The following is a 23,201-nucleotide window of genomic DNA, read 5'->3' as shown; positions in this document are numbered from 1 at the left end:
CGCTGTCAACCTGTTGGGGGCGTCCGGGGAGGCATCGGGACACTGCGCGGTGGCTGCTGCGTGTCGCAGCAAATGCGGCTCGAAGCCGCTGAGCAGTGCGAAAATTCGTGAGCAGTGCACTGATTGAGACGGAAGTTCGATTGTGAATTCAACCAATACCGGTGGTGCCGGTGGTCGGCATACGGCCGACCCGGCGCCCAAGGCCCGCAGCCGCAAACCGCGTCGGAAGGGCCGCCGGATCGCCCTCTACGTGAGCCTCGTCGTCGTCCTGCTGCTGATCGCCACGCCCCTGGTGGCGTTCGGCGTCGCGTACAAGAACGCCGACGTTCCGCGGCCCAGCGACATGGTCACCAACCAGGTCTCGACGATCCTCGCGTCCGACGGCACCGAAATCGCCCGCGTGGTGCCGCCCGAGGGCAACCGCACCGAGGTCACGATCGACCAGATTCCCGGGCACGTCCGTAACGCGGTGCTGTCGGCCGAGGACCGCGACTTCTACACCAATCCGGGTTTCTCGGTCTCCGGCTTCGCGCGCGCCGCCCGGGACAACGTGCTCGGCCGCGACAGCGCGGGTGGCGGGTCGACCATCACCCAGCAGTACGTCAAGAACACGCTGGTGGGCTCGGAGCGGTCGGTGACCCGCAAGATGAAGGAACTGGTCATCTCTTCGAAGATGGCGCGCGAGTGGTCCAAGGACGAGATCCTGGCCGCCTACCTCAACACCATCTACTTCGGCCGCGGCGCGTACGGCATCTCGGCCGCCGCCACCGCGTACTTCGGCAAGCCCTTGGCCGACATCACGGTCGCGGAAGGGGCCGTGCTCGCGGCGGTGATCCAGAGCCCGTCGAGCCTCGACCCGACGACCGATCCGGAAGCGCTGCAGGCGCGCTGGAACTACGTCCTCGACGGCATGGTGACGATGTCCGCGCTGGCGCCCACCGAACGGCAGTCGATGGTGTTCCCCGACGCGCTGCCCACCGCGCCCAACGCCGACTCCGGTGCCGCGCCCGGACCGGAGGGCCTGATCCGGGCCCAGGTCCTGCGCGAGCTGGCCGAATCCGGGGTGAGCGAACAGGATCTCAACACCGAGGGTCTGCAGATCACGACGACGATCGATCCCACCGCCCAGCAGGCGGCGCTCGAGGCCGTGGCCGACACGTTCGACGGCGAGCCGGAGAACCTGCGTACCGCGGTCGTCTCGATCGACCCGAAGTCCGGCGCGGTCCGCGCGTACTACGGCGGCGACGACGGCAAGGGCTTCGACTTCGCGCAGGCGGGCCTGCAGACCGGATCGTCGTTCAAGGTGTTCGGCCTGGTCGCCGCGCTCCAGCAGGACATTCCGCTGTCCCAGACCTACGACAGCTCCCCGCTGTCGGTCTACGGCGTGACGATCAACAACGTCGAGGGCGAGTCGTGCGGCAAGTGCACCATCGCCGAGGCTCTCAAGCGTTCGCTCAACACCAGCTTCTACCGGTTGACGTTGTCGATGGACGACGGTGCTCAGAAGATCGCCGACGCGGCGCACCAGGCGGGCATCCCGGAAACCGTTCCGGGGTGGCAGTACCCCACGCTCACGCAGGAGGGTGGGTCGCCGGAGAACGGAATCGTGCTGGGGCAGTATCTGACCCGGCCGATCGACATGGCCTCGGCCTACGCGACGCTGGCCGCGTCGGGCATGTACCACAAGCCCTACTTCGTGCAGAAGGTCGTGACCGCCGACGGGGTGGTGCTGCTCGACCGGCCCGCGTCCGAGGGCGAGCGCCGGCTGGACGCGGCCGTGGCCGACAACGTTTCGCAGGCGATGCTGCCGATCGCCGCGTACTCGCGCAGTCACGGACTTGCCGGGGGACGGCCGTCGGCGTCGAAGACCGGCACCGCGCAGCTCGGCGACACCGGGAAGAACAAGGACGCGTGGATGGTGGGCTACACGCCGCAACTGTCCACCGCGGTGTGGGTCGGCACCGCCGACGCCCAGGCGATCGAGAACAGCTGGGGTGGCCCTGTGTACGGCTCCGGCCTGCCGTCGGACATCTGGAAGAAGACGATGGACGGCGCACTCGAGGACGCCCCGGTCGAGAAGTTCCCGTGGCCCGCCCCGATCGGTGGTCAGGCCGGTGTCCCGGCCTACACCGGCGTCGGCTCCGGGTCTAGTCCCGCCAGTTCGTCGGCTGCTGCCCCCGCTGCCCCGGCGGCTCCGCCCGCGGCGCCCGCACCACAGTTGCCCCCGCCGCCCGCACCGCGGGTCATCGAGATCCTGCCGGGCGTGAAGATCACTCTGCCCGGATAGCGGGGTGCGGGTCACGTTCGTAGCGAGTATTGCTCCGGCCGGGGGGTTCTGGGGGATATTGGATCGCGTGAGCGATCGCGACAGATGCCCGACCCCGGGCCGGAGCCGTCTCCTCGGGGCGCTCGCCTGTGCGGCCGCGGTGACGACGCTCGTGACCGCGGCTCCCTCGGCCGGCGCCTCCGCCCCCGCGGCCTGCGTGCCGTTCGGAACCGCTCAGCTCCCGCCGGGAGCGCCGTCGACGGGCGGACGGGACGGGCTCGGGCTGCTTCCGGAGGCCGTCGGTGTCGCCGCCCCCGCGTCGGTCGAGTTGCGGACGCAGACCACGCAGTTCAACAGGTTCTGGGATTTCGCCCTCGTCGACGGCGCCCTGCTCACCCGGCCGCGGACGGGCGGCGGCGAGAACGTCGAATCGTGGCGATACGCGCCGCTGCCGGACTGCCTTCGAGGGGTCCTCGTGGGGATCTCGGTCGACGACGACGAACTGGTCGCGATCGACGGCGACGGCTGGATGTACACGCTCGACAACGTGTCCCACTCGCCGTTGCTGTGGAACTGGACGTCGGCGTTCGGCGCCCCGCTGTGGGCGGGCACGGGCCAACGCGTCGCCGGTCCCGACCCCGGCAGGTGGGCGCTGAGCGTGTCGTCGCCGTGGGACAACCAGACGTACGTGGACGCAGACGGCCGCATCCATCACGTCGGCCTCGGCAAGATGACGATGGTCCCGTCGCTCACCGGGGACGGCAGTCGCATCACGTACGCGGACCCGTGGCTGCCCAACGACGACAGCTACGAGATCGGCGGACCGCTCGGCGGGCGGTTCCGGTCGGTGGCGCTGTCGTCGGCGGGCTCGACGACGTTCGTGGTCAACGAGTTCGGCGATATGTACACGCGCAATTTCGATTTCGACGCCGCGGGCTCGGATTCGGTGTTCTTCCGCTACAGCTGGGACAGCCAGGACGGCAAGCCGTCGGCGCCGAACCTGTTCGCGGAGTTGCTGAACCGCGACTACGCGGCGATCCGGTTACCCGCACAGGACTGGGTGCACCAACCGAAGATTCCCGGCGAGATCACGTCGGCGATCAGCGTGCACTCGACCGGCGTCGGCCCGGGCGCCCGAGAGTTGCGTGTCGCGGGGCGTCGCGGGGGGACGGCGGGCTTCTGGCACAAGGCCCTGAACGCCGGGTCGTGGGAGTTCACCGCGACCGGCGTCGACCTGCCCGGTACGCCGCTGGAGAACTCGCCGCACGACCGGTCCGCGGAGAGCCTGGCGCCGCCCGCCCCGTGGAACCTGTCGGCATCGCTCCCGGCCCGGGACACGCTCGTCGACGGCGCGTTCCTGCTCGACGTCGGCCTGCCGTACTCGGTGGTCGATCCGCGCCTGCTCGACCAGGCCGGACTGCATGCCGGGCCGTCCGGCTACCGGCTGTCCATCGACCACTTCGATCCCGCGGCCACGACACGGAACGCCGTCGTGACCACACCCGACGGCGCCGCTGTCCCGGTGCTGCTGCACACTGCCGACGGTCTGCGGTTCGCGCCGCGCGGGGCCGGACTCGACGCGCAGCCCAGGCATCTCGTCGGGGCGATCGAGATCCCGCAGGCGGTGTTCGACGCGCGCGGCGCCGACGCGGTGCTCGACGCGTTCGTCCGGGACTGGATGCGCGGCGAGCGGATCGCGCCGATCACCCTGAGCGCCACCGACACCGATCTGGTGGTGCGCTAGGAGCAGGCCTCGGGTCCCGAGGCGGCGTCGGCGGCCACCGGAAGCGCGGCGAGAACATGCTCGACGACGTCGTCGACGTTGAAGACCGGATCGGTGGTGCGGTCGATCGCGAGGCTCTCGACCATCGACCACCACGCCCGCAGCAGCATTCGGACGGCCGGGGTCGGTTCGGTGCCGGTGGCCGCGAGGGTGCGCTCGACCATGGTGTTCTTCATGTTCTCGCGGATCTCCTGGATCTGCGGGTCGGCGCCGAAGCCGCCGTGGAAGAACGACTGGTAGTTGTCGCCGTGCCGGTCGATGAACGAGACGAAGGCGTGCACGACGGCCCGCAGTTGGTCGTCGGTGGGGGCGGCCGCGTCCGGCGCCGCGGCCCGCAGCAGCCTCCGGGCGGCCGCGCCGACGACGGCGACGTAGTAGTCCTGCTTGGTCGGGAAGTACCGGAACAGCAGGCCGCGGGAGATCCCGGCCTTCTCGGCTACCTGGTCGATCGACAGCGCGTGGATGGGGCGGGTGGACAGTTCCTGCAGGCCGATCGCGACGAGTTGCCGCTTACGCTCCTCGGGCGGGAGTCGCCGCCGGGGGGCCGCGGTTTCGATCGACACGAGATGACACCGTCCAGGTTCTTGATTGCGGGGCAAGTCTACGTCTAGGTTAACTGAGCAATGCTCAGTTAGTCGACGTGACGGAGGCAGCATGGATTTCGCCCCGAGCGCGCGGTCGCAGGAGTACCTCGACCGACTGCGTGAGTTCATCGCGACCGAGGTCGCTCCCGTCGAGGCCCAGCTGCGGGCCGCGCGGGTCGACCCGTTCGCGCAGCGGGCCGACGTCTCCGGTGCCGACATGTGGCAGGTGCCCGACGAGTTCCGCGCGTTGCAGGCGAAGGCCAGGGACCAGGGTCTGTGGAATCTCTTCCTGCCCGACGCCGAACTCGGTGCCGGCCTGAGCAACGTCGAATATGCGCCGCTCGCCGAGGAGATGGGCCGCTCCCCCTTCGTGGCCTCGGTGTTCAACTGCGACGCACCGGACACCGGCAACATGGAGGTGCTCTACCACTACGGCAGCGCCGCGCAGAAGGAGCGGTGGCTGAAGCCGCTGCTGGACGGCGAGATTCGCTCGGCGTTCTGTATGACCGAACCCGGGGTCGCGTCGTCCGATGCCACCAACATGGCCGCCACCGCGGTCGTCGAGGGCGACGAGGTGGTGTTGAACGGGCGCAAGTGGTGGAGCACCGGCATCGGCAGCCCGGACTGCAAGATCCTCATCTTCATGGGCCTCACCGACCCGGAAGCACACAAGTACCAACGACATTCGATGGTGCTGGTCCCGATGGACACCCCCGGAGTGAAGGTCGAGCGGATGCTCTCGACGATGGGCTTCTACGACGAGCCCGGTGGGCACGGCGAGGTGTCGTTCACCGACGTGCGGCTTCCACTCGACGCGATCATCGCCGGTCCCGGACGCGGCTTCGAGATTGCACAGGGTCGGCTCGGGCCGGGCCGGGTGCATCACTGCATGCGTCTGGTCGGTCTCGCGGAGGCCGCGCTCGAGCTGGCGATCCGCCGCGGCACCGAGCGCCTCGCGTTCGGTAAACCGCTGATCAACTTGGGCGGCAACCGCGAACGCGTCGCCGACGCCCGCATTGCCATCAACCAGTTGCGCCTGCTCGTGCTGCACACCGCGTGGCTGCTCGACACCCAGGGCATCGCCGGCGCCCGGTCGGCGGTGTCGGAGATCAAGGTGGCCGCGCCCCGCGTCGCGGAGCGGGTGATCGACTTCGCGATCCAGATCCACGGCGGTGGTGGCCTGTCCGACGACTTCCCGCTCGCCGGCGCTTGGACGGCCGCGCGGGCGTTGCGGCTGGCCGACGGCCCCGACGAGGTGCACCAGGGCCTGGTGGCCCGTTTCGAGTTGGGCAAGTACCAGTGACGGCCGGTCCGTCGGAGCTTCCCGACAACGCGCGCGCGGTGCGCGACGAGGACGCGTTCGACGTCGCAGCCGTCGACCGGTGGCTGCGCGACAACGCTTCCGGAAACTTCGAGGGTGTTCCCGAGGTCCGCCAGTTCGCCGGTGGGGCGTCCAACCTGACCTACCTGCTGCGCTACCCGCACCGCGACCTGGTGCTGCGCCGGCCTCCGGCCGGCGCCAAGCCGTCGTCGGGGCACGACATGGCCCGCGAGTTCCGCATCCAGTCGCTGCTCGCGCCGGTGTATCCACACGTACCGGCGATGGTGGGCCTGTGCACCGATCCGGCGGTGCTGGGCAGCGACTTCTACGTGATGGAACGCGTCGACGGCACGATCCTGCGCTCCGCTCCCCCGGACGACCTCGGCCTCACTCCCGAGAACACCCGCGAACTGTGCCTGCGAGTGGTCGATCTCCTCATCGAGCTGCACGGAGTGGATCCGGCGGCGTCGGGACTCGACGAATTCGGCCGCGGCGCAGGCTACGTCGGACGACAGGTTGCGGGATGGACCAAGCGCTACGCGGCTGCCCGCACCGACAACGTCCCGGACTTCGCGCGGGTGACGGGATGGCTGGCGGACAACCAGCCCGCCGACGTCGCGTCGTCGATGATCCACGGCGACTTCCGGCTCGACAACGTCGTCCTCGGTGACGACCTGCGGCCACGCGCCGTGCTGGACTGGGAACTCGCCACCGTCGGCGACCCGCTCATGGATCTCGGGTCGAGCCTGGCCTACTGGGTGCAGGCCGACGATCACCCGATGATGCTGGCCACCAAGCGTCAGCCGTCGGATCTGCCGGGCATGCTCACTCGTCGCGAGATCGTCGAATACTACGGCGAGCGAACGGGTCTGCCGATAGACAACTGGCGCTTCTACGAGGTGTTCGGACTGTTCCGGCTGGCGGTGATCGCACAACAGATCTACTACCGCTTCCATCACGGGCAGACCACCAACTCGGCGTTCGAGCACTTCTGGATCGCCGTCGGGTACCTCGACACCCGCTGCAACGAACTGATCGACACGGAGGGCAACCAGTGAGCCGCACGCCTCGCAGGAACATTCTCATCACCGGCGCCAGCTCCGGCCTCGGACGCGGCATGGCTCGTGAATTCGCGGCCCGCGGGCGCAATCTCGCGCTCGCAGCCCGGCGCACCGAACGGCTCGAGGAGCTGCGCGGCGAACTGCTCGCGGCGCACCCGCAGATCACGGTCGCGATCAGAAAGCTCGACGTCGACGTCCCCGACGAGGTGTTCGGCGTGTTCCGGGAGTTCGACGAGGAACTCGGCGGCCTGGACCGGGTGATCGTCAACGCCGGCCTCGGCAAGGGACAACCGTTGGGCACCGGCTACTTTCGCGCGAACGTGCAGACGGCACGCACGAACTTCCTCGGTGCACTCGCGCAGAGCGAGGCGGCGCTCGAGTTGTTCCGCCCGCGCAACGCCGGTCACGTGGTACTGATCTCGTCGGTGAGTGCGATGCGCGGCATGCCCCGCAACCTCACCACGTACGCGGCGTCGAAGGCCGGGGTCGCGGCGCTCGGCGAGGGCATGCGCGCGGACCTCGCGAAGACCGGCATCGACGTCAGCACCATCTTCCCCGGCTTCATCCGTTCGGAGATCAACGAGAAGGTGAAGAAGGTGCCGTTCATCGTCGATACCGAGACCGGCTCCCGCGCTCTCGCCGCCGCCATCGAGAAGGAACCACACAAGGCGTACGTCCCGGCGTGGCCGTGGCTTCCGGTGTCGATGGCGATGAAGGTGCTGCCGCTGTCGGTGGTCTCCAAGATGGCGTGAACCGAGGGCGGTCGTCACAGTGCCAGGCGCTCCCCCCGGAACCGCCGTCGCATCCGCCGGTCGTGCGTGACGACGACGACCGTGCCCGCAAACGAGTCGACGGCCTCCTCCAGCTCCTCGACCAGTGCCGGAGACAGGTGATTGGTCGGTTCGTCCAACAGCAGCAGGTCGGCGTCCGAGGTGGCGAGCAGCGCCACCTCGAGACGCCGGCGCTGCCCGAAGGACAGGTCCCCGACTGCACGATGCAGGTCGTCGGGGCGGAACAGGCCGAGCGAGAGCAGGTCGGCGGCAGCGTCCTCCTGGTATCCGGGCCTTCGGGAGGCGTAGGCCTCCAGCAGCGTCGCTCCGGTGGGCCACGACTGCGGCGCCTGTCGCAGGTACCCCACCCGGGCGGATACCGCGACCGTCCCGGTGTCGGCTGCGATCTCGCCCGCGATCACGTCCAACAAGGTGGTCTTGCCGGCACCGTTCGGGCCGGTGACGAGCAGCCGGCCGCCGCGCGGCACCTGCAGTCCCGCGACGGCGAGCCGGTTCCCGACGCGGATGTCGGCCAGGCGTATCGCCGGCGCCTCGGGTGCCGCGGTCTCGGACAGGACCAGTGACGGGGTGAACCGCAACGGCTCGGTCGGTGGTGCGACGGCCTGGGTCGTCAACTGTTCGATCCGCTGCTTGGCATTGCGGATTCGGCCCATCGCACCGTGATCGCGTCCGCGGGCCCGGAACGCTCCGTGCCCGAATCCGGCCTTGTCCTGCTTGCGCGGAATGGCCGCCAACCGCACCGCATTGGCGTCGACCAGCCGGGCATTGCGCGCGAGTTCGGACCTCCAGTCCTCGTACTCCTGCAGTCGTCGCCGGCGCTCGGTGGCCTTCGCGACGAGGTACCCGGCGTACCCGTCGCCGTAGCGGCGCACCGTGCGGTCGGCGACCTCCACGATCACCGACGTCAGCCTCTCCAGGAAGACCCGATCGTGCGTCACCGCCACGACGGTGCCGCGATGGGTGAGCAGCCGCTGCTCGAGCCAGGCGACGGCGTCGTCGTCGAGATCGTTGGTGGGTTCGTCGAGCAGCAGTAGCTCGGCGTTCGCGGCCAGACCGGTGGCCAACGCGAGCCGGGCCTGTTGCCCACCGGAGAGCGTGCCGAACGGCCGGGCGCGATCGAGATCCGGCAGGCCGAGCGCACGCAGACCGGTGTCGACCCGTTCGTCGACCGTGTACCCGTCCGTGCTTTCGAACAGCGCTGTCGCGCACGTGTACTCGAACAGCAACGCGTCGAGTGCGGTGGGCGACGTGCGTGCCAGTTCCCGCTCCAAGCGGCGGATGCGGGCCTCGAGGGCCCGGACATCGCGCAGCACGTGATCGATCGCGTCCTGGACGGTCGCCTCCTCCGGAAGATCCAGGGACTGTGCGGCATACGCGAGGCCGCCCGGCGCGACGACATGCACCTCGCCGTTGTCGGCGGGCGTGTGGCCTGCGAGCAGCGCGAGCAGCGTCGACTTGCCGGACCCGTTGTCGCCGACGACGCCGACCCTCGTGCCGGGAGTGATGGTGAGGTCGACCGCGTCGAGGACCACACGGTCGCCGTATCGCTTCGATACGGAACGGAGGGAGAATTGGGAGACGGGCATGAGAGCGCTCCTTGCACCCGGAGAGGATCCGGGGAGATCGGGAAAGGTGCCCTCGCGCAATCCGGCCCGGCCGAGCCGAACCGGAATTCTGCGCGCTCAGGACCCGCCGCGGAGCGAGCTCGACGCGGCGTCCCGATCTACTGATTCAGAGTGCCCACGAAAGCCACCGTAGCACCGGAGGATTCGCCGGACCACCGATTAATCCGGAGAATCCCCGTAATACACCTGTGGCGGTGGTCGAAGGAATCGACCACCGCCACAGGAGGTTTACGCGGAGACTCAGGCCTCGATGATGAAGGCCTCGAGCTCGGCACGAGCCTTGTCGTCGGCCATCTGGACCGGCGGGGACTTCATCAGGTACGCCGATGCCGGCAGGATCGGGCCACCGAGGCCGCGGTCCTTGGCGATCTTCGCCGCGCGGATGGCGTCGATGATGATGCCGGCCGAGTTCGGGGAGTCCCACACCTCGAGCTTGTACTCCAGGTTCAGCGGGGCGTCACCGAAAGCGCGACCCTCGAGGCGGACGTACGCCCACTTGCGGTCGTCGAGCCACTCGACGTAGTCGGAGGGGCCGATGTGGACGTTGCGGTCGTGGACCTTGCCGGCCAGCGGGCCCTCGAGGTTCGAGGTCACGGCCTGCGTCTTCGAGACCTTCTTCGACTCCAGGCGCTCACGCTCGAGCATGTTCTTGAAGTCCATGTTGCCGCCGACGTTCAGCTGGTACGTGCGGTCCAGCACGACGCCGCGATCCTCGAACAGCTTGGCCATCACGCGGTGGGTGATGGTGGCGCCGACCTGGCTCTTGATGTCGTCGCCGACGATCGGGACACCGGCCGCGCGGAACTTCTCGGCCCACTCCGGATCGGAGGCGATGAAGACGGGCAGCGCGTTGACGAACGCGACGCCGGCGTCGATCGCGCACTGCGCGTAGAACTTGTCGGCCTCCTCGGAGCCCACCGGCAGGTAGGACACGAGGACGTCGACCTGTGCGTCCTTCAGAACCTTCACGACGTCGACCGGCTCGGCGTCGGAGACCTCGATGGTCTGCGCGTAGTACTTGCCGATGCCGTCGAGCGTCGGGCCGCGCTGGACCGGAACGTCCAGCGGCGGGACGTCGGCGATCTTGATGGTGTTGTTCTCGCTGGCGTTGATGGCCTCGGAGAGGTCGAACCCGACCTTCTTGGCGTCGACGTCGAATGCGGCGACGAACTGGACGTCGCGCACGTGGTACTGGCCGAAGGTGACGTGCATCAGACCGGGAACCGTCGAGTTCTCGTCGGCGTCCTTGTAGTACTGCACGCCCTGGACCAGGGACGAGGCACAGTTACCCACGCCCACAATGGCTACACGCACCGCGGTGCTGTTCTCACCCATGGTCGGGTTCTCCTTCTTTCTTCTTGGGTGCTGCTGCTGTTGATGATTGTTCGGCGGCGATCAGCTCGTTGAGCCACCGCACCTCGCGCTCGCTCGATTCGAGACCGAGCTGGTGGAGCTGGCGGGTGTAGCGGTCGAGTGATCCGGTGGCCCGCCCGACGGCGTCGCGGAGGCCTTCTCGACGCTCCTCGACCTGACGTCGCCTGCCTTCCAGGATTCGCATCCGCGCCTCGGCGGGGGTGCGACTGAAGAAGGCGAGGTGAACGCCGAAACCGTCGTCGGTGTAGTTCTGGGGCCCCGTGTCCGCCACCAGCTCGGAGAAACGCTTCCGACCGGCGGGGGTGAGCTCGTACACGCGGCGCGCCCGACGCTTGACGGTGCCGTCCGCGCCTGCGTCCTCCGCGATCAGCCCGTCGGCCTGCATGCGGCGCAGGGTCGGGTAGAGCGAGCCGTAGGAGAAGGCGCGGAATGCACCGAGCAGGCCGGTCAGCCGCTTGCGGAGCTCGTAACCGTGCATGGGTGACTCGAGGAGCAGCCCGAGAATTGCGAGCTCGAGCAAGACCACACCCCCTGAGAGTCCCGAACATAACCGATAGATGCGATTGCCAACTATATCGCACCGATATATACGGACGCACGGTCATCCGAGATTCTCGCCGGACGACCTACCGGTCGGCCCGGTAGACGCTGCGCACTTCACCGTCGAAACCGACCGTCATGAACCCCTGTGCGCCGGTGTTCTCGTCGGTCACATGGACGCTCACGATCGATCCGTCGTCGTCGTCGCGCTGCGCGATCAGATACACCTGGGTCGGATCGCTCACACCCAGCGTGCGGTCGGCGCCGTACAGCAAACCCATGAGCCGGGCGACGTTCGGGCGGAGCTCCGCGAGGTCGACGGGCACACCCGCAGTACGCCCGGGCGAGCGCCCGTTGTCGGTGAGGTGGCCGTCCTCGTAGCGGTACGACTGCTCGCTGCCGGGGGCCCCGACGACCGCGCGAGAGATCGACGCGTACTCCGGGTAGACGATCAGCCGGTCGACCTCCCCGCTGCCGAGCTGGTGTTCGATGTCGTCGAGCATCCGGCCGAAGCCGGCTGCCGTGGTCAGCTCCACCGACGACGCCCCGGACGACGCCGGAACGACGTCGCGATCCGAGGTGACCGCAACGATGCCGCAGATCACGACGACCGCGGCCGACAGCGCGACTGCCCAGCGTGTGCTCGTCGACATCGATGTCGGCGCGGTGGTGCCGCTCAGGGTCGGCGGTGCCTGCAGGTCGCCGACGAGCCGGTCGAGGTCGTCGAGCGTGCGCGCCGACTGTGCCGCCTCCGTTCGCCTCCGGTGCTCGACGTCGCTCAGTTGGCCGTCGGTGAAGGCGGCGTCGAGTGCCGCCCGCACCGCGGTGCGGTCGACGTCGCGGGCACGAATCCGCGTCGGCGTTCGTCCGGGGAGCCGGTTCGACACGGTCACCGTCCCTCGGCCGGCGAGACGTCCACGACGGTGCCGTCCATCCGTGTGTCGATCATGCCCGTGCGTTCCTCGTGATCCTGGAAGAGGACAGAGACGAGGACGTCGTCGGGCGGATCCGGGCGTACGAAGACGTGTTCCACGTGTGCGGTCGGAAGCCCGACCCGGTCCGCCCCGGAAGCGAGCACCTCGGCGAGACGGTCGACGTCGAGGGTCGCGAGGTCCACGGTGACGGTGCCGAGCTCGCGCCCGTCCGGTCCCCGCGATGTCGAGAAGCCGCCCCGGAAGCTCCAGTCCTGCGCCCGATGCGGCTGGTCCGGAAGCGCCCTGGTGAAGAACGCGTAGGTCGGGTAGAAGATCACATCGTCCACCAGCAGATCGCCGAACTTCTGCTGATACCGAGTCAGGAAGTCACGGATGCCCTCGGCGGATACCGGGTCGTACGCCTCCACCGTGATCGGCTCCGGTTCGCCGGCCGGGATCGGCGCCGCTCCGGCCGCAGCCACGGTCTCCGGCGCGGTGTCGCCGCCCCGGTTCGTGTACAGCGCTGTCGCGCCGATCGCCAGGACCGCGACGACGACAGCCGCTACTGCGCGACCCTCGATCGGAGTGCGTGGCGTCGGTGTGGATTCGCGTGCGGCTTCGACGAGGTGGGCAGGGATCTGCAGATCCGCGACGAGAGAGGCGAGTTCCCCGAGCGTCTTCGCCTGCATGGCCTGTGTGGTGCGGTTCTGGTACTCGGTGGGGTCGAGCTGACCCTCGCCGTACCCGGCGTCGAGGAGCGCACAGGTCTGCGCACGGTCGATGTCACGGGCGCGCTTTCTGGCGGAGACTCGCTCTGGCACGCGGTGATCATAGGGAACCGGTCGGAATGTCGCGTGTCCGCGTCCACGGGGTTCCAGCGGTCTATCGGTCGGCGCCGCGGACGGCGCGGACCTGACCGTCGAAGCCCACCGTCAGGAAGCCGCTCGTACCCTGCTCGTCGTTTCCCAGGTAGATCTCGGCCGTCGGCCCGTGCTCGTCCTGTTCGATCGAGATGTGCGTCGACGTCGGGTCGGCGACGGCGAGCGTGCGATCGGCGCCGTAGAGCAGGCCGATCACGGTGGGTACGTTCGGGCGCAGCGGGGCGAGATCGATCGGCACGCCGTTGCCGCTGCGCGGCGACGGGGAGCCGGCCTCCGTGAAGCGGGCTTCGCCGTCGTCCATCTCGTACTGATAGGAGACCGACATCCCGGGCTTTCCGGGCACGGGACGGTTGAATAGCGCGTACTCGGGATAGATGTCGAGCGCGTCGACCGTGGAGTCGCCGAACTTTCGCTGGATCTCGTCCAGCAGTCGAACGAGCCCGGCGGCGGTGGTCAGCTTCGCGGGGCCGGAGGAGCTCGCCGTGTGATCGGTGCCCGCCGAGTGGCCCCACCGGCCGGTCCCGACCACCACGAGTAGCCCGGCCACGACGACGGCCGCCGCGGCGACGACCGCGATCAGGCGCCGGTTCGGCTGCCGCGGCGAATCGGTCGCCGTGCCACGAGGAGCGGTCACGGTCAGCCGCCGGCGCGCGACGGGGCGGAGACGTCGGTGACGACCCCGTCGAACGTCGCGTAGAGGTGTCCGGAGAACAGGCCGGGGTCCTCGACGTAGACCAGGATCTCGGGCTCGTCGGTGATCGGGTTGGGCCTGACGATGATGCTGTCGACCCGGCCGCCCGGCAGCCCCAACGTCGACGGTGCGTCCCGGATCAGGTTCCGGAGCCCTTCGATCCGGAGTCCGGCGAGGTCGACCGACGCGTCGGACGGACGGGAGGACGGCGACCCACTCGGATTGAAACCGCGGTAGTAGTCCCAACGCTGGACGCGATGCGGCTGCTCCGGCAGCATCCGGGTGAAGGTGGCGTAGCGCTGCTTGAGATACAGCTCGTCGACGATCTGGTCGCCGAACTTGATCTGGAACTGTTGGAGGAACTCCTCGATCCCCTCGGCGGTCGTCGTGTCGATCGGCTCGATCACGATCGCGTCGGGCTCGCCCGGAATCGGTGCGGGTGCCGGTGCCGCGGCCGGTCGTTCGGCGGCCACGACCTCGCGGACGGGGTCCGTCTGCGGGCTCGCGTCGTCACCGCGTGTGACGACGGCCACGAGACCGATCACGACGGCCACCGCCGCGACGGCCACGGCGATCACCGGACCCCGGCGCTTGCGGCGGGAACCGGGGGCCTCGCGGACCACCGCCTCGGACAGGTGCGCCGGGATCTGCAGATCGGACACCAGCGCGTCGAGTTCACCCAGAGTCTTCGCCTTCATCGCGGCGGCCGTGCGGGTGTCGTACTCGCTGGTTGTCAGCTGGCCCTCGCTGTATCCAGCGTCGAGCAGTCCACACGTCTGCGCACGATCGATGTCGCGCGCGCGTGTGCGTGCGGAAGCCTGTCCGGACATGGTCATGAGTTTAGGTAACGGCCCGAGGGACGCGGCGACGCCGTCCCGCCCCCGCCGTCCGGCGCCTGTCAAGACCTTGTGTTCGTCCCCACGTGCGGTCACTCCCGCTCCACCCCACCGACGGTGGACGCACGTACTCTGGTCTCCGTGCGGATACAGCGGCAGGTCGTGGATTACGCGCTGCAGCGACGGTCCCTGCTGTCCGAGGTGTACTCGGGGCGGACCGGCGTCAGCGCGGTCTGCGATGCGAGCCCGTACCTGCTGCGTGCGGCCAAGTTCCACGGCCGCCGTAGCGAGGTGATGTGCCCGATCTGTCGTAAAGAAGAGTTGACCCTCGTATCTTGGGTGTTCGGCGACAAGCTGGGTCCGGTGTCGGGGTCGGCACGGACACCCGAGGAACTGGTTCGTCTGGCCGCGACCGAGGAGGAGTTCTCGGTTCACGTCGTCGAGGTGTGCCGCACATGCAGCTGGAACCACCTGGTCCAGTCCTACGTTCTCGGTGCAGTGCCTGCACCGAAACGGCCGCGGAGGTCTTCGTCCCCGCGTCGCCGCACCGCGAGCGAGTAGGGATCCGACAGCTGTGCCCACCGACCGACGCAACCGAGGACTGCCCACAGTCACCCGATTACTGGAGATTCGTACGTGAGTTCCCCCAACAACCCTCAGGGTCGAGCCAACGGACCTAGACGTCCCAACGGCCCGCAGCAGAGTGGACGACCGGCCGGGCAGCAGCCCGGCCGACCTGTGGGTGGCCCCGCGCCGCGCCGCAACCCCGGCCCACCGCCGGGGGGCCGCCCCGCAGCACCGCGGCAGCCGCAGGGCGGACGCCCCCCGCAGGGTGGACGTCCTCCGCAGGGTGGTCCGCGTCCGGCTACGGGCGGCGGCGGTGGCCGCGGTCCCGGTGGGCGTCCGCCGGTCGGTCCGCCGCCGACGGCCCGCAAGTCGGGTGGGGGTTCGGGCGGTCAGCCGCCCAAGGGGCCGAAGAAGACCAAGTCGAGCAAGTGGAAGATCGCACGACGCGTCACCGCCGCGGTGGTGGCCGTCGGGCTGATCGTCCCGATCCTCGGCTTCATGGTCGCGTACATCTTCGCGGACGTCCCACGCCCCGGAGACATGAAGACGAATCAGGTGGCGACCATCCTGGCGTCCGACGGCACCACCGAGATCACGCGCGTCGTGCCGCCGGAGGGTAACCGCACCGAGGTCACGATCGACCAGATCCCGGCCCACGTGCGCAACGCCGTGCTCGCCGCCGAGGACCGTGACTTCTACTCCAACCCGGGCTTCTCGGTCACCGGCTTCGCCCGCGCGGCGCGCGACAACGTGCTCGGCCGCGACAGCGCAGGCGGCGGGTCGACGATCACCCAGCAGTACGTCAAGAACGCGCTCGTGGGTTCGGAGCGGTCGCTCACTCGCAAGATGAAGGAACTGGTCATCTCGTCGAAGATGGCCAAGCAGTGGTCCAAGGACGAGATCCTGGCCGCCTACCTGAACACGATCTACTTCGGTCGTGGCGCGTACGGCATCGCGGCGGCCTCGAAGGCGTACTTCGGCAAGCCGGTCGAGGAACTGACCGTGTCCGAGGGCGCCGTGCTGGCTGCGGTCATCCAGCAGCCGTCGGGGCTCGATCCGGAGTTCAACCCGACCGGTGCGCAGTCGCGCTGGAACTACGTCCTCGACGGCATGGTCGGCAGCGGCACACTCAACTCGGCCGATCGTGCGGCAGCTCAGTTCCCGCAGGTCATTCCGTCCGCCGAGGTCGACAACGGCGGCGGTGCCGGCGGCCCCGAGGGTCTCGTGAAGCAGCAGGTGCTGCAGGAACTCTCGGCGTCGGGGATCAGTGAGCAGGACCTCAACACCGAGGGCCTGCAGATCACCACGACGATCGATCCGAAGGCGCAGCAGGCCGCGATCGACGCCGTCGAGACCTACATGGAGGGCGAGCCCGAGGAGTTGCGCACCGCCGTCGTGTCGGTCGATCCGCGCAGCGGCGCCGTGCGCGCCTACTACGGCGGCCAGGACGGCTCCGGCTACGACTTCGCGCAGGCCGGCCTGCAGACCGGATCGTCGTTCAAGGTGTTCGGTCTCGCGGCCGCACTGGACCAGGGGATTCCGCTGTCGCAGATGTACGACAGTGGCCCGCTCACCGTCAACGGCATCTCGATCGGCAACGTCGAAGGCGAATCCTGCGGCACGTGCACCATCGCCGAGGCGCTCAAGCGGTCCCTCAACACGAGCTTCTACCGACAGATGCTGTCGATGGACAACGGTCCGCAGGCCATCGCCGACATGGCGCACAAGGCCGGCATCCCCGAGGAGATTCCCGGGGTCGGCAAGTCGCTCACCGAGCCCGACGGCAACGGCCCCAACAACGGCATCGTGCTGGGCCAGTACCAGTCGCGGCCGCTCGACATGGCGTCCGCGTACGCGACGCTGGCCGCGTCGGGTGTGTACCACCAGCCGTACTTCGTGCAGAAGGTCGTCACCGCCGACGGCACCGTGCTGCTCGACCGCGGCACGCCGGCCGGTGAGGAGCGCATCGACGACGCCGTCGCCGACAACACCACTGCCGCGATGACCCCGATCGCCGCGTACTCGCGCGGCCACGGCCTGGCGGGTGGACGCCCGTCGGCGTCGAAGACCGGCACCGCGCAGCTCGGTGACACCGGCGCCAACAAGGACGCCTGGATGGTCGGCTACACCCCGTCGCTGTCGACCGCCGTGTGGGTGGGCACCGAGCAGGGTCTGCCGCTGGTGAACAGCTACGGCGGCATGATCTACGGCTCGGGTCTGCCGTCGGACATCTGGAAGGCCACGATGGACGGCGCACTCAAGGGCACGGACGTCGAGAAGTTCCCGACGCCCAAGCCGATCGCCGGTGTCGCGGGTGTGCCCGCGTACTCGGCCCCGGCAGCGCCCAAGACGACGACCCAGGCGCCCCCGAGCACCTCGGAGACCACGACGACGCGGCCGCCGCTCGAGATCACCACGAGCAACGTGGAGATCCTGCCCGGCGTGACGATCCCGATCCCGGGGATCCGACCGGGGCAGACCACGGAACCCACCCCGACGCAGTCCCCCGACGCGTCGTCCGAGGAGCAGGAGCCGCCCGCCGCGGGTGGCAACGCTCCACAGGGACAGCAGCGGCCCGCGCCGCAGCCGGTACCCGCCGGGTAGCGGATTCCCGGTAGCCTCGCGGAGTGGCCGACACTACTGCGGGCAGCACCGAAGACAGGATCGGCGGTGAGTTGGTGTCTCCGGCACCACTCGCCGCCGATCGTCGTTCCGCCGACTGGCGGGACGTCCCCGGCCACACGGATCCGCTGACGTCGAAGCTGGCATCGACCATCGGCGGCCCTGTGGGCCGGCACGCGCTGATCGGCCGGACCCGCTTCTTCACCCCGATGAGGGTGATCCTGCTGCTGGCCGTCGTCTTCCTCGCGCTCGGCTGGTTCACCAAGGCCGGCTGCATCCAGCAGGCCCCGGTGGGCGCGGACGGCGCTCTCGGGCTGGACTGGAGCGGCAACCGCCAGTACGTCGCGATGTGTTACTCCGACACCGTCCCGCTGTACGGTGCCGAGCACCTCGACGAGGGCGCGTTCCCCTACAAGAAGTGGTGGGAGGAACCGAGATCCGACGGCTCGATCCAGCAGCGGTACATGGAGTACCCGGTGCTGTCGGGTCTGTACCAGTACGGCTCGATGGTGGTCGCGAAGGCGTGGGACGCGACGCCGTGGTTGCCCGGTGGCCTGCAGGTGGCGATCTACTTCAACGTCGTCGCGTTCGGTCTGGCGATGGCGTGGCTGGTGACGGTGTGGGCGAGCGCGCTGTTGGCCGGCAGGCGGGTGTGGGACGCGGCCCTCGTCGCGTGCTCGCCGCTGGTGATCGTGCACGCGTTCACCAACTTCGACCCGCTCGCGACGGCGTTCGCGATGGGAGGCCTGCTGGCGTGGGCGCGCAGACGGCCGGTGCTCGCGGGCATCCTGCTCGGGCTGGGCGGCGCCGCCAAACTGTTCCCGCTGATGCTGCTCGGCCCGCTGCTGGTGTTGTGTCTGCGGTCCGGACGGATGCGCGACTGGACGCGGGCGACGCTCGCGGCGGCCGCCGCGTGGCTGGTGGTGAATCTGCCGATCGCGCTGCTGTTCCCGCGTGGTTGGGCCGAGTTCTTCCGGCTCAACTCCGAACGCGGCGCCGATCCCGACTCGATCTACAACGTCATCGCGTCGTTCACCGGATGGACCGGATTCGACGGACCGCTCGCGCCGGGTGAGTCGCCGTCCGTGCTGAACGCCGTCACGCTGCTGCTGTTCGCCGCGGTGTGTGTCGGCATCGGGTACGTCGCGCTCACCGCGCCGCGTCGTCCGCGCGTGGCGCAACTGTGCTTCCTGCTGGTCGCCGGCTTCCTACTCACCAACAAGGTGTGGAGTCCGCAGTACTCGTTGTGGCTGGTGCCACTCGCCGTCCTGGCCCTGCCGCACCGTCGGATCCTCTTGGCTTGGATGACGATCGACGCACTCGTGTGGGTGCCGCGAATGATGTACTACCTGGGCGTCTCCAACAAGGGGCTGCCCGAGGAATGGTTCACCGGCGCCGTCGTCGTGCGTGACCTGGCCGTCGTCGCGCTGTGCGTGCTGGTCCTACGGCAGATCTACCGCCCGGCCGACGACCTCGTGCGGTTCGGATTCATCGACGACCCCGCGGGAGGCGTCCTCGATCAGGCCGAGGACGCGCCGCCGAGATGGCTGCCGGCGTGGCTGCGGCCCAAGGTGCCACCGGCTCCGGTCGAGGAACCGGTCCACGCGAGGTAGAGAGTGTCCTTCCGGCCGCTCAGACCCGCAGTCCGGTGAAGGGTTCGAACGGAAGATTCCTGACCACGAACCACACCGCGAGGGTCGAACCGACGGCGACGGGAACCCAGCCGGGCCGTCGTGTGCTCTCGCGGCGGCGCCCACGCAGCGATCGGAACACCCACACTACGTATGCGGCCACGAGCACGACCGCGGCGGCGACCCCGACGGCGTTGTACCGCAGCGCGCCCGGAACGTCGAAGTGCAGCAGCGCGTACAGCATTCGAGAGCTGCCGCACAGCGGACAGTCGAGGCCCAGCAGCGCCTGCGTGGGGCAGGTCGGGATGGGTCCACCGGGCACGGTGGGGTTCGCCCGGACGACGAAGCCGCAGACCGCGAACGCGGCGGCGGCCACTGCCGCGGGTGCGGCGAGGCGACGTAGCCCTTGATGCGCAGGCGGGACGGTCACGGGATCCAGTGCATCACAAGGATGCCGGCGGGGCGCGGAGCCGCGGTTCACCGCGAGCGCGCCGTCGTCGCGGTGACCGGACGTTCCCGGACGAGGTCGGCCGGTGTCGTGGGCGCCCGGGTCCCGCCCGCGTAGCGGCGCAACGGTACCCGCGTGAACAGCACGAAGAACACCACCAGCAGTGCGGCCTGACTCCACACGCCCAACTCGACGAGGAACCGTGCGACCTCCGCGTCCGAGTCGGTTGCGAGGGCGTCGAACCAGCGGAACACCGCGATTCCGAGCACGGCGTCGGCGACCAGGTACGTGCCGACCAGCGACCAGGGGATCCGGAGCAGCACCAGGAACGGCAGCAGCCACAGCGTGTACTGCGGCGAGTGCACCTTGTGCAGCAGGACGAACGCGCACAGCATCGACGCGCTGACACCGATCCACGGGTAGACGCCCTCGCGTCCGTACCGGCGCCAGCCCAGCCACAACGCGAGCGCGAAGCCGGCGGCGAGCGCCAACGGGGACAGCGTGCCGACGAGAGCGTGGTACGACGCGCTCCCCCGATCGCCGGCGCCCATCAGCGGACGCAGGCCCCAGTACCAGATGCTGTTGCTGGTGAGGTCGGCCTCGCGCAGTTGCTGGAACGAGAAGGACGCGCGCCAGCCCGTGTAGTCGTGCACCGCGAACGGCAGGTTGATCGCCGCCACCGTCGCCGCCGCGGCGCCGACCACGGCGGCGGCGCCGCGGACGTCGAGGTCGGCGCGCGCCCGGTTCCGGGTGAGGACGTACAGCGCGAGGGGCAGCACGAACAGGCCCGGATAGAGCTTGAGGCAGAACCCCACGCCCAACAGCACCGCCGCGAGCACCCCGCGGGTGCGCACCGACCACCGGCCCGTCGCCATCACCGCGATCGCTGCGACCGACGTCGCGACGACGGGCAGTTCCCAGTTGTGGAATCCGTACAGCAACAGCGGCGGGGTGGCCGCCCACAGCAGCGCGGTGCGTCCGGTGAGCCGGCCGAGCATCCACGCCGTCGCCAGCCCGAACGGCGCCAGCAGCAGCGCCGAGTGCTGGAAGAACTCGGCATCGGTGTGCGCGCCGATCGCCCCGAGCCACATCAGCAACCCGGTGAGCACCGGATATTCGACGGTGCCGCCGGTGAGCAGGCCGTCGGGCGTGATGCCGCCGGTGTAGGGGAACAGGTGCTGGTCGATGCCGCGTCCGAGCCACAGGAGTTGGACGTCGGAGTAGCAGACGTCGGAGTCCTTGATCCGATCGAAGATCAGACTGCGACCGTCGGCGCCGAACGGTGGACCGATGCAGCGAGCCTTGTCCAGGTAACCGAGCAACAGGGTGAGCACGCATGCGGTGAGAACGGTGATCGTCGTCGCTCCGGCCCGGAGGTGCCCCGTCGCCCGCATGGATCCAGCGTAGGGCGATCCCGCGGTCCCGTGGGACCGGCGAGCCCCGGCCGGATCCGACTGCGAGGTCAATTTCGCAGGTCAAAGGGCACTCGTGTACCCTGCAAAGGTTGCTGACGCAACGACCCTCCTGCCACGGACAGTCCGTGGCCGTTTCACAGTCCATAGGAGGTGATGAGGTCTTATGCGTCATTACGAATTGATGGTCATCCTCGACCCCAGCCTGGACGAGCGCACTGTCGCCCCGTCGCTGGATACGTTCCTGAATGTCGTCCGCAAGGACGGCGGCAATGTCGACAAGGTCGATGTCTGGGGCAAGCGTCGTCTCGCGTTCGAGATCGCGAAGAACGCCGAAGGCATCTACGCGGTCGTCGACATCACCGCCGAGCCGGCCACCGTCAAGGAGCTCGACCGTCAGCTGGGTCTGAACGAGTCGGTGCTTCGTACGAAGGTCCTGCGCCACGGCAAGTGATTCCCGTCTGATCCGGGGACGGGCGCTGGTCGTCAGTATCAGCACCTAGGCTCTGGACCAACAGGAACTCCACAAACAGCAGGAGGAACCACATGGCAGGCGACACCGTAATCACCGTCATCGGAAACCTGACGGCTGATCCCGAGCTTCGTTTCACCCCGGCGGGTGCCGCGGTCGCGAACTTCACCGTTGCGTCCACGCCCCGCACCTTCGATCGTCAGACGAACGAGTGGAAGGACGGCGAAGCGCTGTTCTTGCGCTGCAACATCTGGCGTGAGGCTGCGGAGAACGTTGCGGAGAGCTTGACCCGTGGCTCGCGAGTGATCGTGAGCGGACGGCTCAAGCAGCGGTCGTACGAGACCCGTGAGGGCGAGAAGCGCACTGTCGTGGAGCTCGAGGTCGACGAGATCGGCCCGTCGCTCCGTTACGCCACTGCCAAGGTCAACAAGGCCAACCGCGGAGGCGGTGGCGGTGGTGGCTTCGGTGGTTCTTCCGGCGGATCCGGCGGCGGACGTCCGGCGTCCAACTACAACAGCAGTCCCGGCGGAGAAGATCCGTGGGGCAGCGCGCCGCAGGCGGGCTCCTTCGGGGGCTCCCGCGGCGGGGACGACGAACCGCCGTTCTGATCCGTACCCGATCGGAACATCCAGAAAACGGAGATAGACATGCCGAAGCCGCCGCTGCGCGACAAGGTTATGAAGAAGAAGGTCTGCACGTTCTGCAAGGAAAAGAACACGCAGATCGATTACAAGGACACGGCACTGCTGCGTAAGTACGTCAGCGACCGCGGCAAGATCCGCGCCCGCCGCGTCACCGGCAACTGCGTCCAGCACCAGCGGGACATCGCGGTTGCCGTGAAGAACTCGCGTGAGGTTGCCCTGCTGCCTTACGTCTCGACGGCTCGCTGAGGAAAGGGAGGGACGACATGAAGCTGATTCTCACCGCTGACGTGGAAAACCTCGGTGCGCCCGGCGACACCGTTGAGGTCAAGGACGGCTACGGCCGTAACTACCTGCTCCCCCGCGGCCTGGCCATCGTCGCCACCCGTGGCGCCGAGAAGCAGGTCGAGGGCATCCGTCGTGCGCAGGAAGCGCGCGCGGTCCGTGGCCTCGACCACGCCAAGGAGCTCAAGGCTGCCATCGAGGGTCTCGAGGGTGTGTCGCTGTCGGTGAAGACCGCCGGTGACTCGGGCAAGCTGTTCGGTTCCGTCACCGCGGCCGACGTTGCAGGCGCCATCAAGGCTGCCGGCGGCCCGGTCGTCGACAAGCGCAGCCTGGAGCTGCCGAAGGCCCACATCAAGGCCACCGGCAAGCACCAGATCGTGGTCAACCTGCACCCCGAGGTTGCTGCCAAGTTCCACCTGAACGTCGTCGCCGCCTAGTCGACACGTTCGGTCGAAG

At 68.9% G+C, this 23,201-nt stretch carries 22 protein-coding genes; 12 read left to right on the top strand and 10 right to left on the bottom strand.

Annotated features, from left to right (window positions below):
• Positions 1–142: 142 nt before the first annotated feature.
• Both C7H75_RS23955 and C7H75_RS23950 read left to right on the top strand, forming a co-directional pair.
• Entirely contained in the window at positions 143–2,287 is a 2,145-nt protein-coding gene (locus C7H75_RS23955) for a transglycosylase domain-containing protein (RefSeq protein WP_044991495.1), read from the top strand.
• 139 nt (positions 2,288–2,426) lie between these two features.
• Complete coding sequence (locus C7H75_RS23950; protein ID WP_106851946.1) at positions 2,427–4,010, top strand: hypothetical protein; 1,584 nt, start codon at positions 2,427–2,429, stop codon at positions 4,008–4,010.
• Here the strand turns inward: C7H75_RS23950 and C7H75_RS23945 are convergent.
• Positions 4,007–4,612, bottom strand: coding sequence for a TetR/AcrR family transcriptional regulator (locus tag C7H75_RS23945; RefSeq protein WP_106851945.1), 606 nt, complete (start codon positions 4,610–4,612; stop codon positions 4,007–4,009). The genes C7H75_RS23950 and C7H75_RS23945 overlap by 4 nt on opposite strands.
• A 91-nt stretch (positions 4,613–4,703) precedes the next feature.
• Between C7H75_RS23945 and C7H75_RS23940 the strand changes: the two genes are divergently transcribed.
• The 3 genes from C7H75_RS23940 to C7H75_RS23930 are packed head-to-tail and all read left to right on the top strand — an operon-like array spanning position 4,704 to position 7,767.
• The gene (locus C7H75_RS23940) at positions 4,704–5,936 is read left to right on the top strand and encodes an acyl-CoA dehydrogenase family protein (RefSeq protein WP_081121877.1); all 1,233 of its coding nucleotides are present in this window, start codon (positions 4,704–4,706) and stop codon (positions 5,934–5,936) included.
• Positions 5,933–7,012 carry a phosphotransferase family protein gene (locus tag C7H75_RS23935; RefSeq protein WP_106851944.1) on the top strand — a complete coding sequence of 360 codons (1,080 nt, stop codon included), beginning with the start codon at positions 5,933–5,935 and terminating at the stop codon, positions 7,010–7,012. The genes C7H75_RS23940 and C7H75_RS23935 overlap by 4 nt, the downstream gene beginning before the upstream one ends.
• A complete protein-coding gene (locus C7H75_RS23930; protein ID WP_106851943.1) occupies positions 7,009–7,767 on the top strand; it encodes an SDR family oxidoreductase in 759 nt (252 codons plus the stop codon). Before C7H75_RS23935 ends, C7H75_RS23930 begins: the two co-directional genes overlap by 4 nt.
• 14 nt (positions 7,768–7,781) lie before the next feature.
• Here C7H75_RS23930 and abc-f read toward each other — a convergent pair whose 3' ends face one another.
• From abc-f to C7H75_RS23895, 7 genes are all read right to left on the bottom strand, one after another.
• Complete coding sequence (gene abc-f / locus C7H75_RS23925; protein ID WP_106851942.1) at positions 7,782–9,392, bottom strand: ribosomal protection-like ABC-F family protein; 1,611 nt, start codon at positions 9,390–9,392, stop codon at positions 7,782–7,784.
• 279 nt (positions 9,393–9,671) lie between these two features.
• Positions 9,672–10,766, bottom strand: a complete 1,095-nt coding sequence (locus C7H75_RS23920) for an inositol-3-phosphate synthase (protein WP_005516744.1) — start codon at positions 10,764–10,766, stop codon at positions 9,672–9,674.
• Positions 10,759–11,325, bottom strand: a complete 567-nt coding sequence (locus tag C7H75_RS23915; protein WP_013417640.1) for a PadR family transcriptional regulator — start codon at positions 11,323–11,325, stop codon at positions 10,759–10,761. The genes C7H75_RS23920 and C7H75_RS23915 overlap by 8 nt, the downstream gene beginning before the upstream one ends.
• A 106-nt stretch (positions 11,326–11,431) precedes the next feature.
• The gene (locus C7H75_RS23910) at positions 11,432–12,232 is read right to left on the bottom strand and encodes a DUF1707 SHOCT-like domain-containing protein (protein ID WP_233281824.1); all 801 of its coding nucleotides are present in this window, start codon (positions 12,230–12,232) and stop codon (positions 11,432–11,434) included.
• A 2-nt stretch (positions 12,233–12,234) separates the two neighbouring features.
• Positions 12,235–13,080, bottom strand: a complete 846-nt coding sequence (locus C7H75_RS23905) for a DUF1707 SHOCT-like domain-containing protein (protein WP_106851941.1) — start codon at positions 13,078–13,080, stop codon at positions 12,235–12,237.
• A 61-nt stretch (positions 13,081–13,141) separates the two neighbouring features.
• A complete protein-coding gene (locus C7H75_RS23900) occupies positions 13,142–13,774 on the bottom strand; it encodes a hypothetical protein (protein ID WP_081206312.1) in 633 nt (210 codons plus the stop codon).
• 2 nt (positions 13,775–13,776) lie between these two features.
• Positions 13,777–14,661, bottom strand: coding sequence for a DUF1707 SHOCT-like domain-containing protein (locus C7H75_RS23895; RefSeq protein ID WP_233281823.1), 885 nt, complete (start codon positions 14,659–14,661; stop codon positions 13,777–13,779).
• A gap of 147 nt (positions 14,662–14,808) precedes the next feature.
• Between C7H75_RS23895 and C7H75_RS23890 the strand changes: the two genes are divergently transcribed.
• The 3 genes from C7H75_RS23890 to C7H75_RS23875 all read left to right on the top strand — a co-directional run bounded on the left by C7H75_RS23890 (position 14,809) and on the right by C7H75_RS23875 (position 19,469).
• A complete protein-coding gene (locus C7H75_RS23890) occupies positions 14,809–15,228 on the top strand; it encodes a DUF5318 domain-containing protein (RefSeq protein WP_005516753.1) in 420 nt (139 codons plus the stop codon).
• Positions 15,229–15,696: 468 nt separating this feature from the next.
• A complete protein-coding gene (locus C7H75_RS23880; protein WP_414477678.1) occupies positions 15,697–17,838 on the top strand; it encodes a transglycosylase domain-containing protein in 2,142 nt (713 codons plus the stop codon).
• 23 nt (positions 17,839–17,861) lie between these two features.
• On the top strand, positions 17,862–19,469 hold the full coding sequence (locus C7H75_RS23875; RefSeq protein ID WP_106851939.1) for a glycosyltransferase family 87 protein: 1,608 nt from the start codon (positions 17,862–17,864) through the stop codon (positions 19,467–19,469).
• A gap of 19 nt (positions 19,470–19,488) precedes the next feature.
• On the opposite strand, the gene C7H75_RS23870 is transcribed toward C7H75_RS23875, so the two are convergent.
• Complete coding sequence (locus C7H75_RS23870) at positions 19,489–19,917, bottom strand: DUF2752 domain-containing protein (protein WP_106851938.1); 429 nt, start codon at positions 19,915–19,917, stop codon at positions 19,489–19,491.
• Positions 19,918–19,964: 47 nt separating this feature from the next.
• Positions 19,965–21,329 carry a glycosyltransferase 87 family protein gene (locus C7H75_RS23865; protein WP_106851937.1) on the bottom strand — a complete coding sequence of 455 codons (1,365 nt, stop codon included), beginning with the start codon at positions 21,327–21,329 and terminating at the stop codon, positions 19,965–19,967.
• 184 nt (positions 21,330–21,513) lie between these two features.
• On the opposite strand from C7H75_RS23865, the gene rpsF reads away from it, so the two are divergent.
• The 4 genes from rpsF (at position 21,514) to rplI (ending at position 23,182) form a co-directional block, all read left to right on the top strand.
• Positions 21,514–21,801 (top strand): 30S ribosomal protein S6, encoded by a 288-nt coding sequence (gene rpsF / locus C7H75_RS23860; protein ID WP_005516767.1) that lies wholly within the window; start codon positions 21,514–21,516, stop codon positions 21,799–21,801.
• Between the two features lie 92 nt (positions 21,802–21,893).
• Positions 21,894–22,427, top strand: a complete 534-nt coding sequence (locus C7H75_RS23855; protein WP_005516768.1) for a single-stranded DNA-binding protein — start codon at positions 21,894–21,896, stop codon at positions 22,425–22,427.
• A gap of 39 nt (positions 22,428–22,466) precedes the next feature.
• Complete coding sequence (gene rpsR / locus C7H75_RS23850) at positions 22,467–22,709, top strand: 30S ribosomal protein S18 (protein ID WP_005516769.1); 243 nt, start codon at positions 22,467–22,469, stop codon at positions 22,707–22,709.
• 17 nt (positions 22,710–22,726) lie between these two features.
• Entirely contained in the window at positions 22,727–23,182 is a 456-nt protein-coding gene (rplI, locus tag C7H75_RS23845) for a 50S ribosomal protein L9 (protein WP_005516770.1), read from the top strand.
• The last annotated feature ends 19 nt before the right edge of the window (positions 23,183–23,201 follow it).

The organism is Rhodococcus (subgen. Prescottella) equi (assembly GCF_003013675.1).
Lineage (GTDB): Bacteria > Actinomycetota > Actinomycetes > Mycobacteriales > Mycobacteriaceae > Prescottella > Prescottella equi.
The sequence above is the reverse complement of the archived record's forward strand: the minus strand, read 5'-3'. Positions and strand labels throughout refer to the sequence as shown.

What these genes read in the sequence shown, in the direction of transcription:
- C7H75_RS23865 (WP_106851937.1), bottom strand. Translation starts at nt 21,329, where the DNA reads ATGCGGGCGACGGGGCACCTCCGGGCCGGAGCGACGACGATCACCGTT.
- rplI (WP_005516770.1), top strand. Translation starts at nt 22,727, where the DNA reads ATGAAGCTGATTCTCACCGCTGACGTGGAAAACCTCGGTGCGCCCGGC.
- C7H75_RS23855 (WP_005516768.1), top strand. Translation starts at nt 21,894, where the DNA reads ATGGCAGGCGACACCGTAATCACCGTCATCGGAAACCTGACGGCTGAT.
- abc-f (WP_106851942.1), bottom strand. Translation starts at nt 9,392, where the DNA reads ATGCCCGTCTCCCAATTCTCCCTCCGTTCCGTATCGAAGCGATACGGC.
- rpsR (WP_005516769.1), top strand. Translation starts at nt 22,467, where the DNA reads ATGCCGAAGCCGCCGCTGCGCGACAAGGTTATGAAGAAGAAGGTCTGC.
- C7H75_RS23920 (WP_005516744.1), bottom strand. Translation starts at nt 10,766, where the DNA reads ATGGGTGAGAACAGCACCGCGGTGCGTGTAGCCATTGTGGGCGTGGGT.
- C7H75_RS23940 (WP_081121877.1), top strand. Translation starts at nt 4,704, where the DNA reads ATGGATTTCGCCCCGAGCGCGCGGTCGCAGGAGTACCTCGACCGACTG.
- C7H75_RS23895 (WP_233281823.1), bottom strand. Translation starts at nt 14,661, where the DNA reads ATGTCCGGACAGGCTTCCGCACGCACACGCGCGCGCGACATCGATCGT.
- rpsF (WP_005516767.1), top strand. Translation starts at nt 21,514, where the DNA reads ATGCGTCATTACGAATTGATGGTCATCCTCGACCCCAGCCTGGACGAG.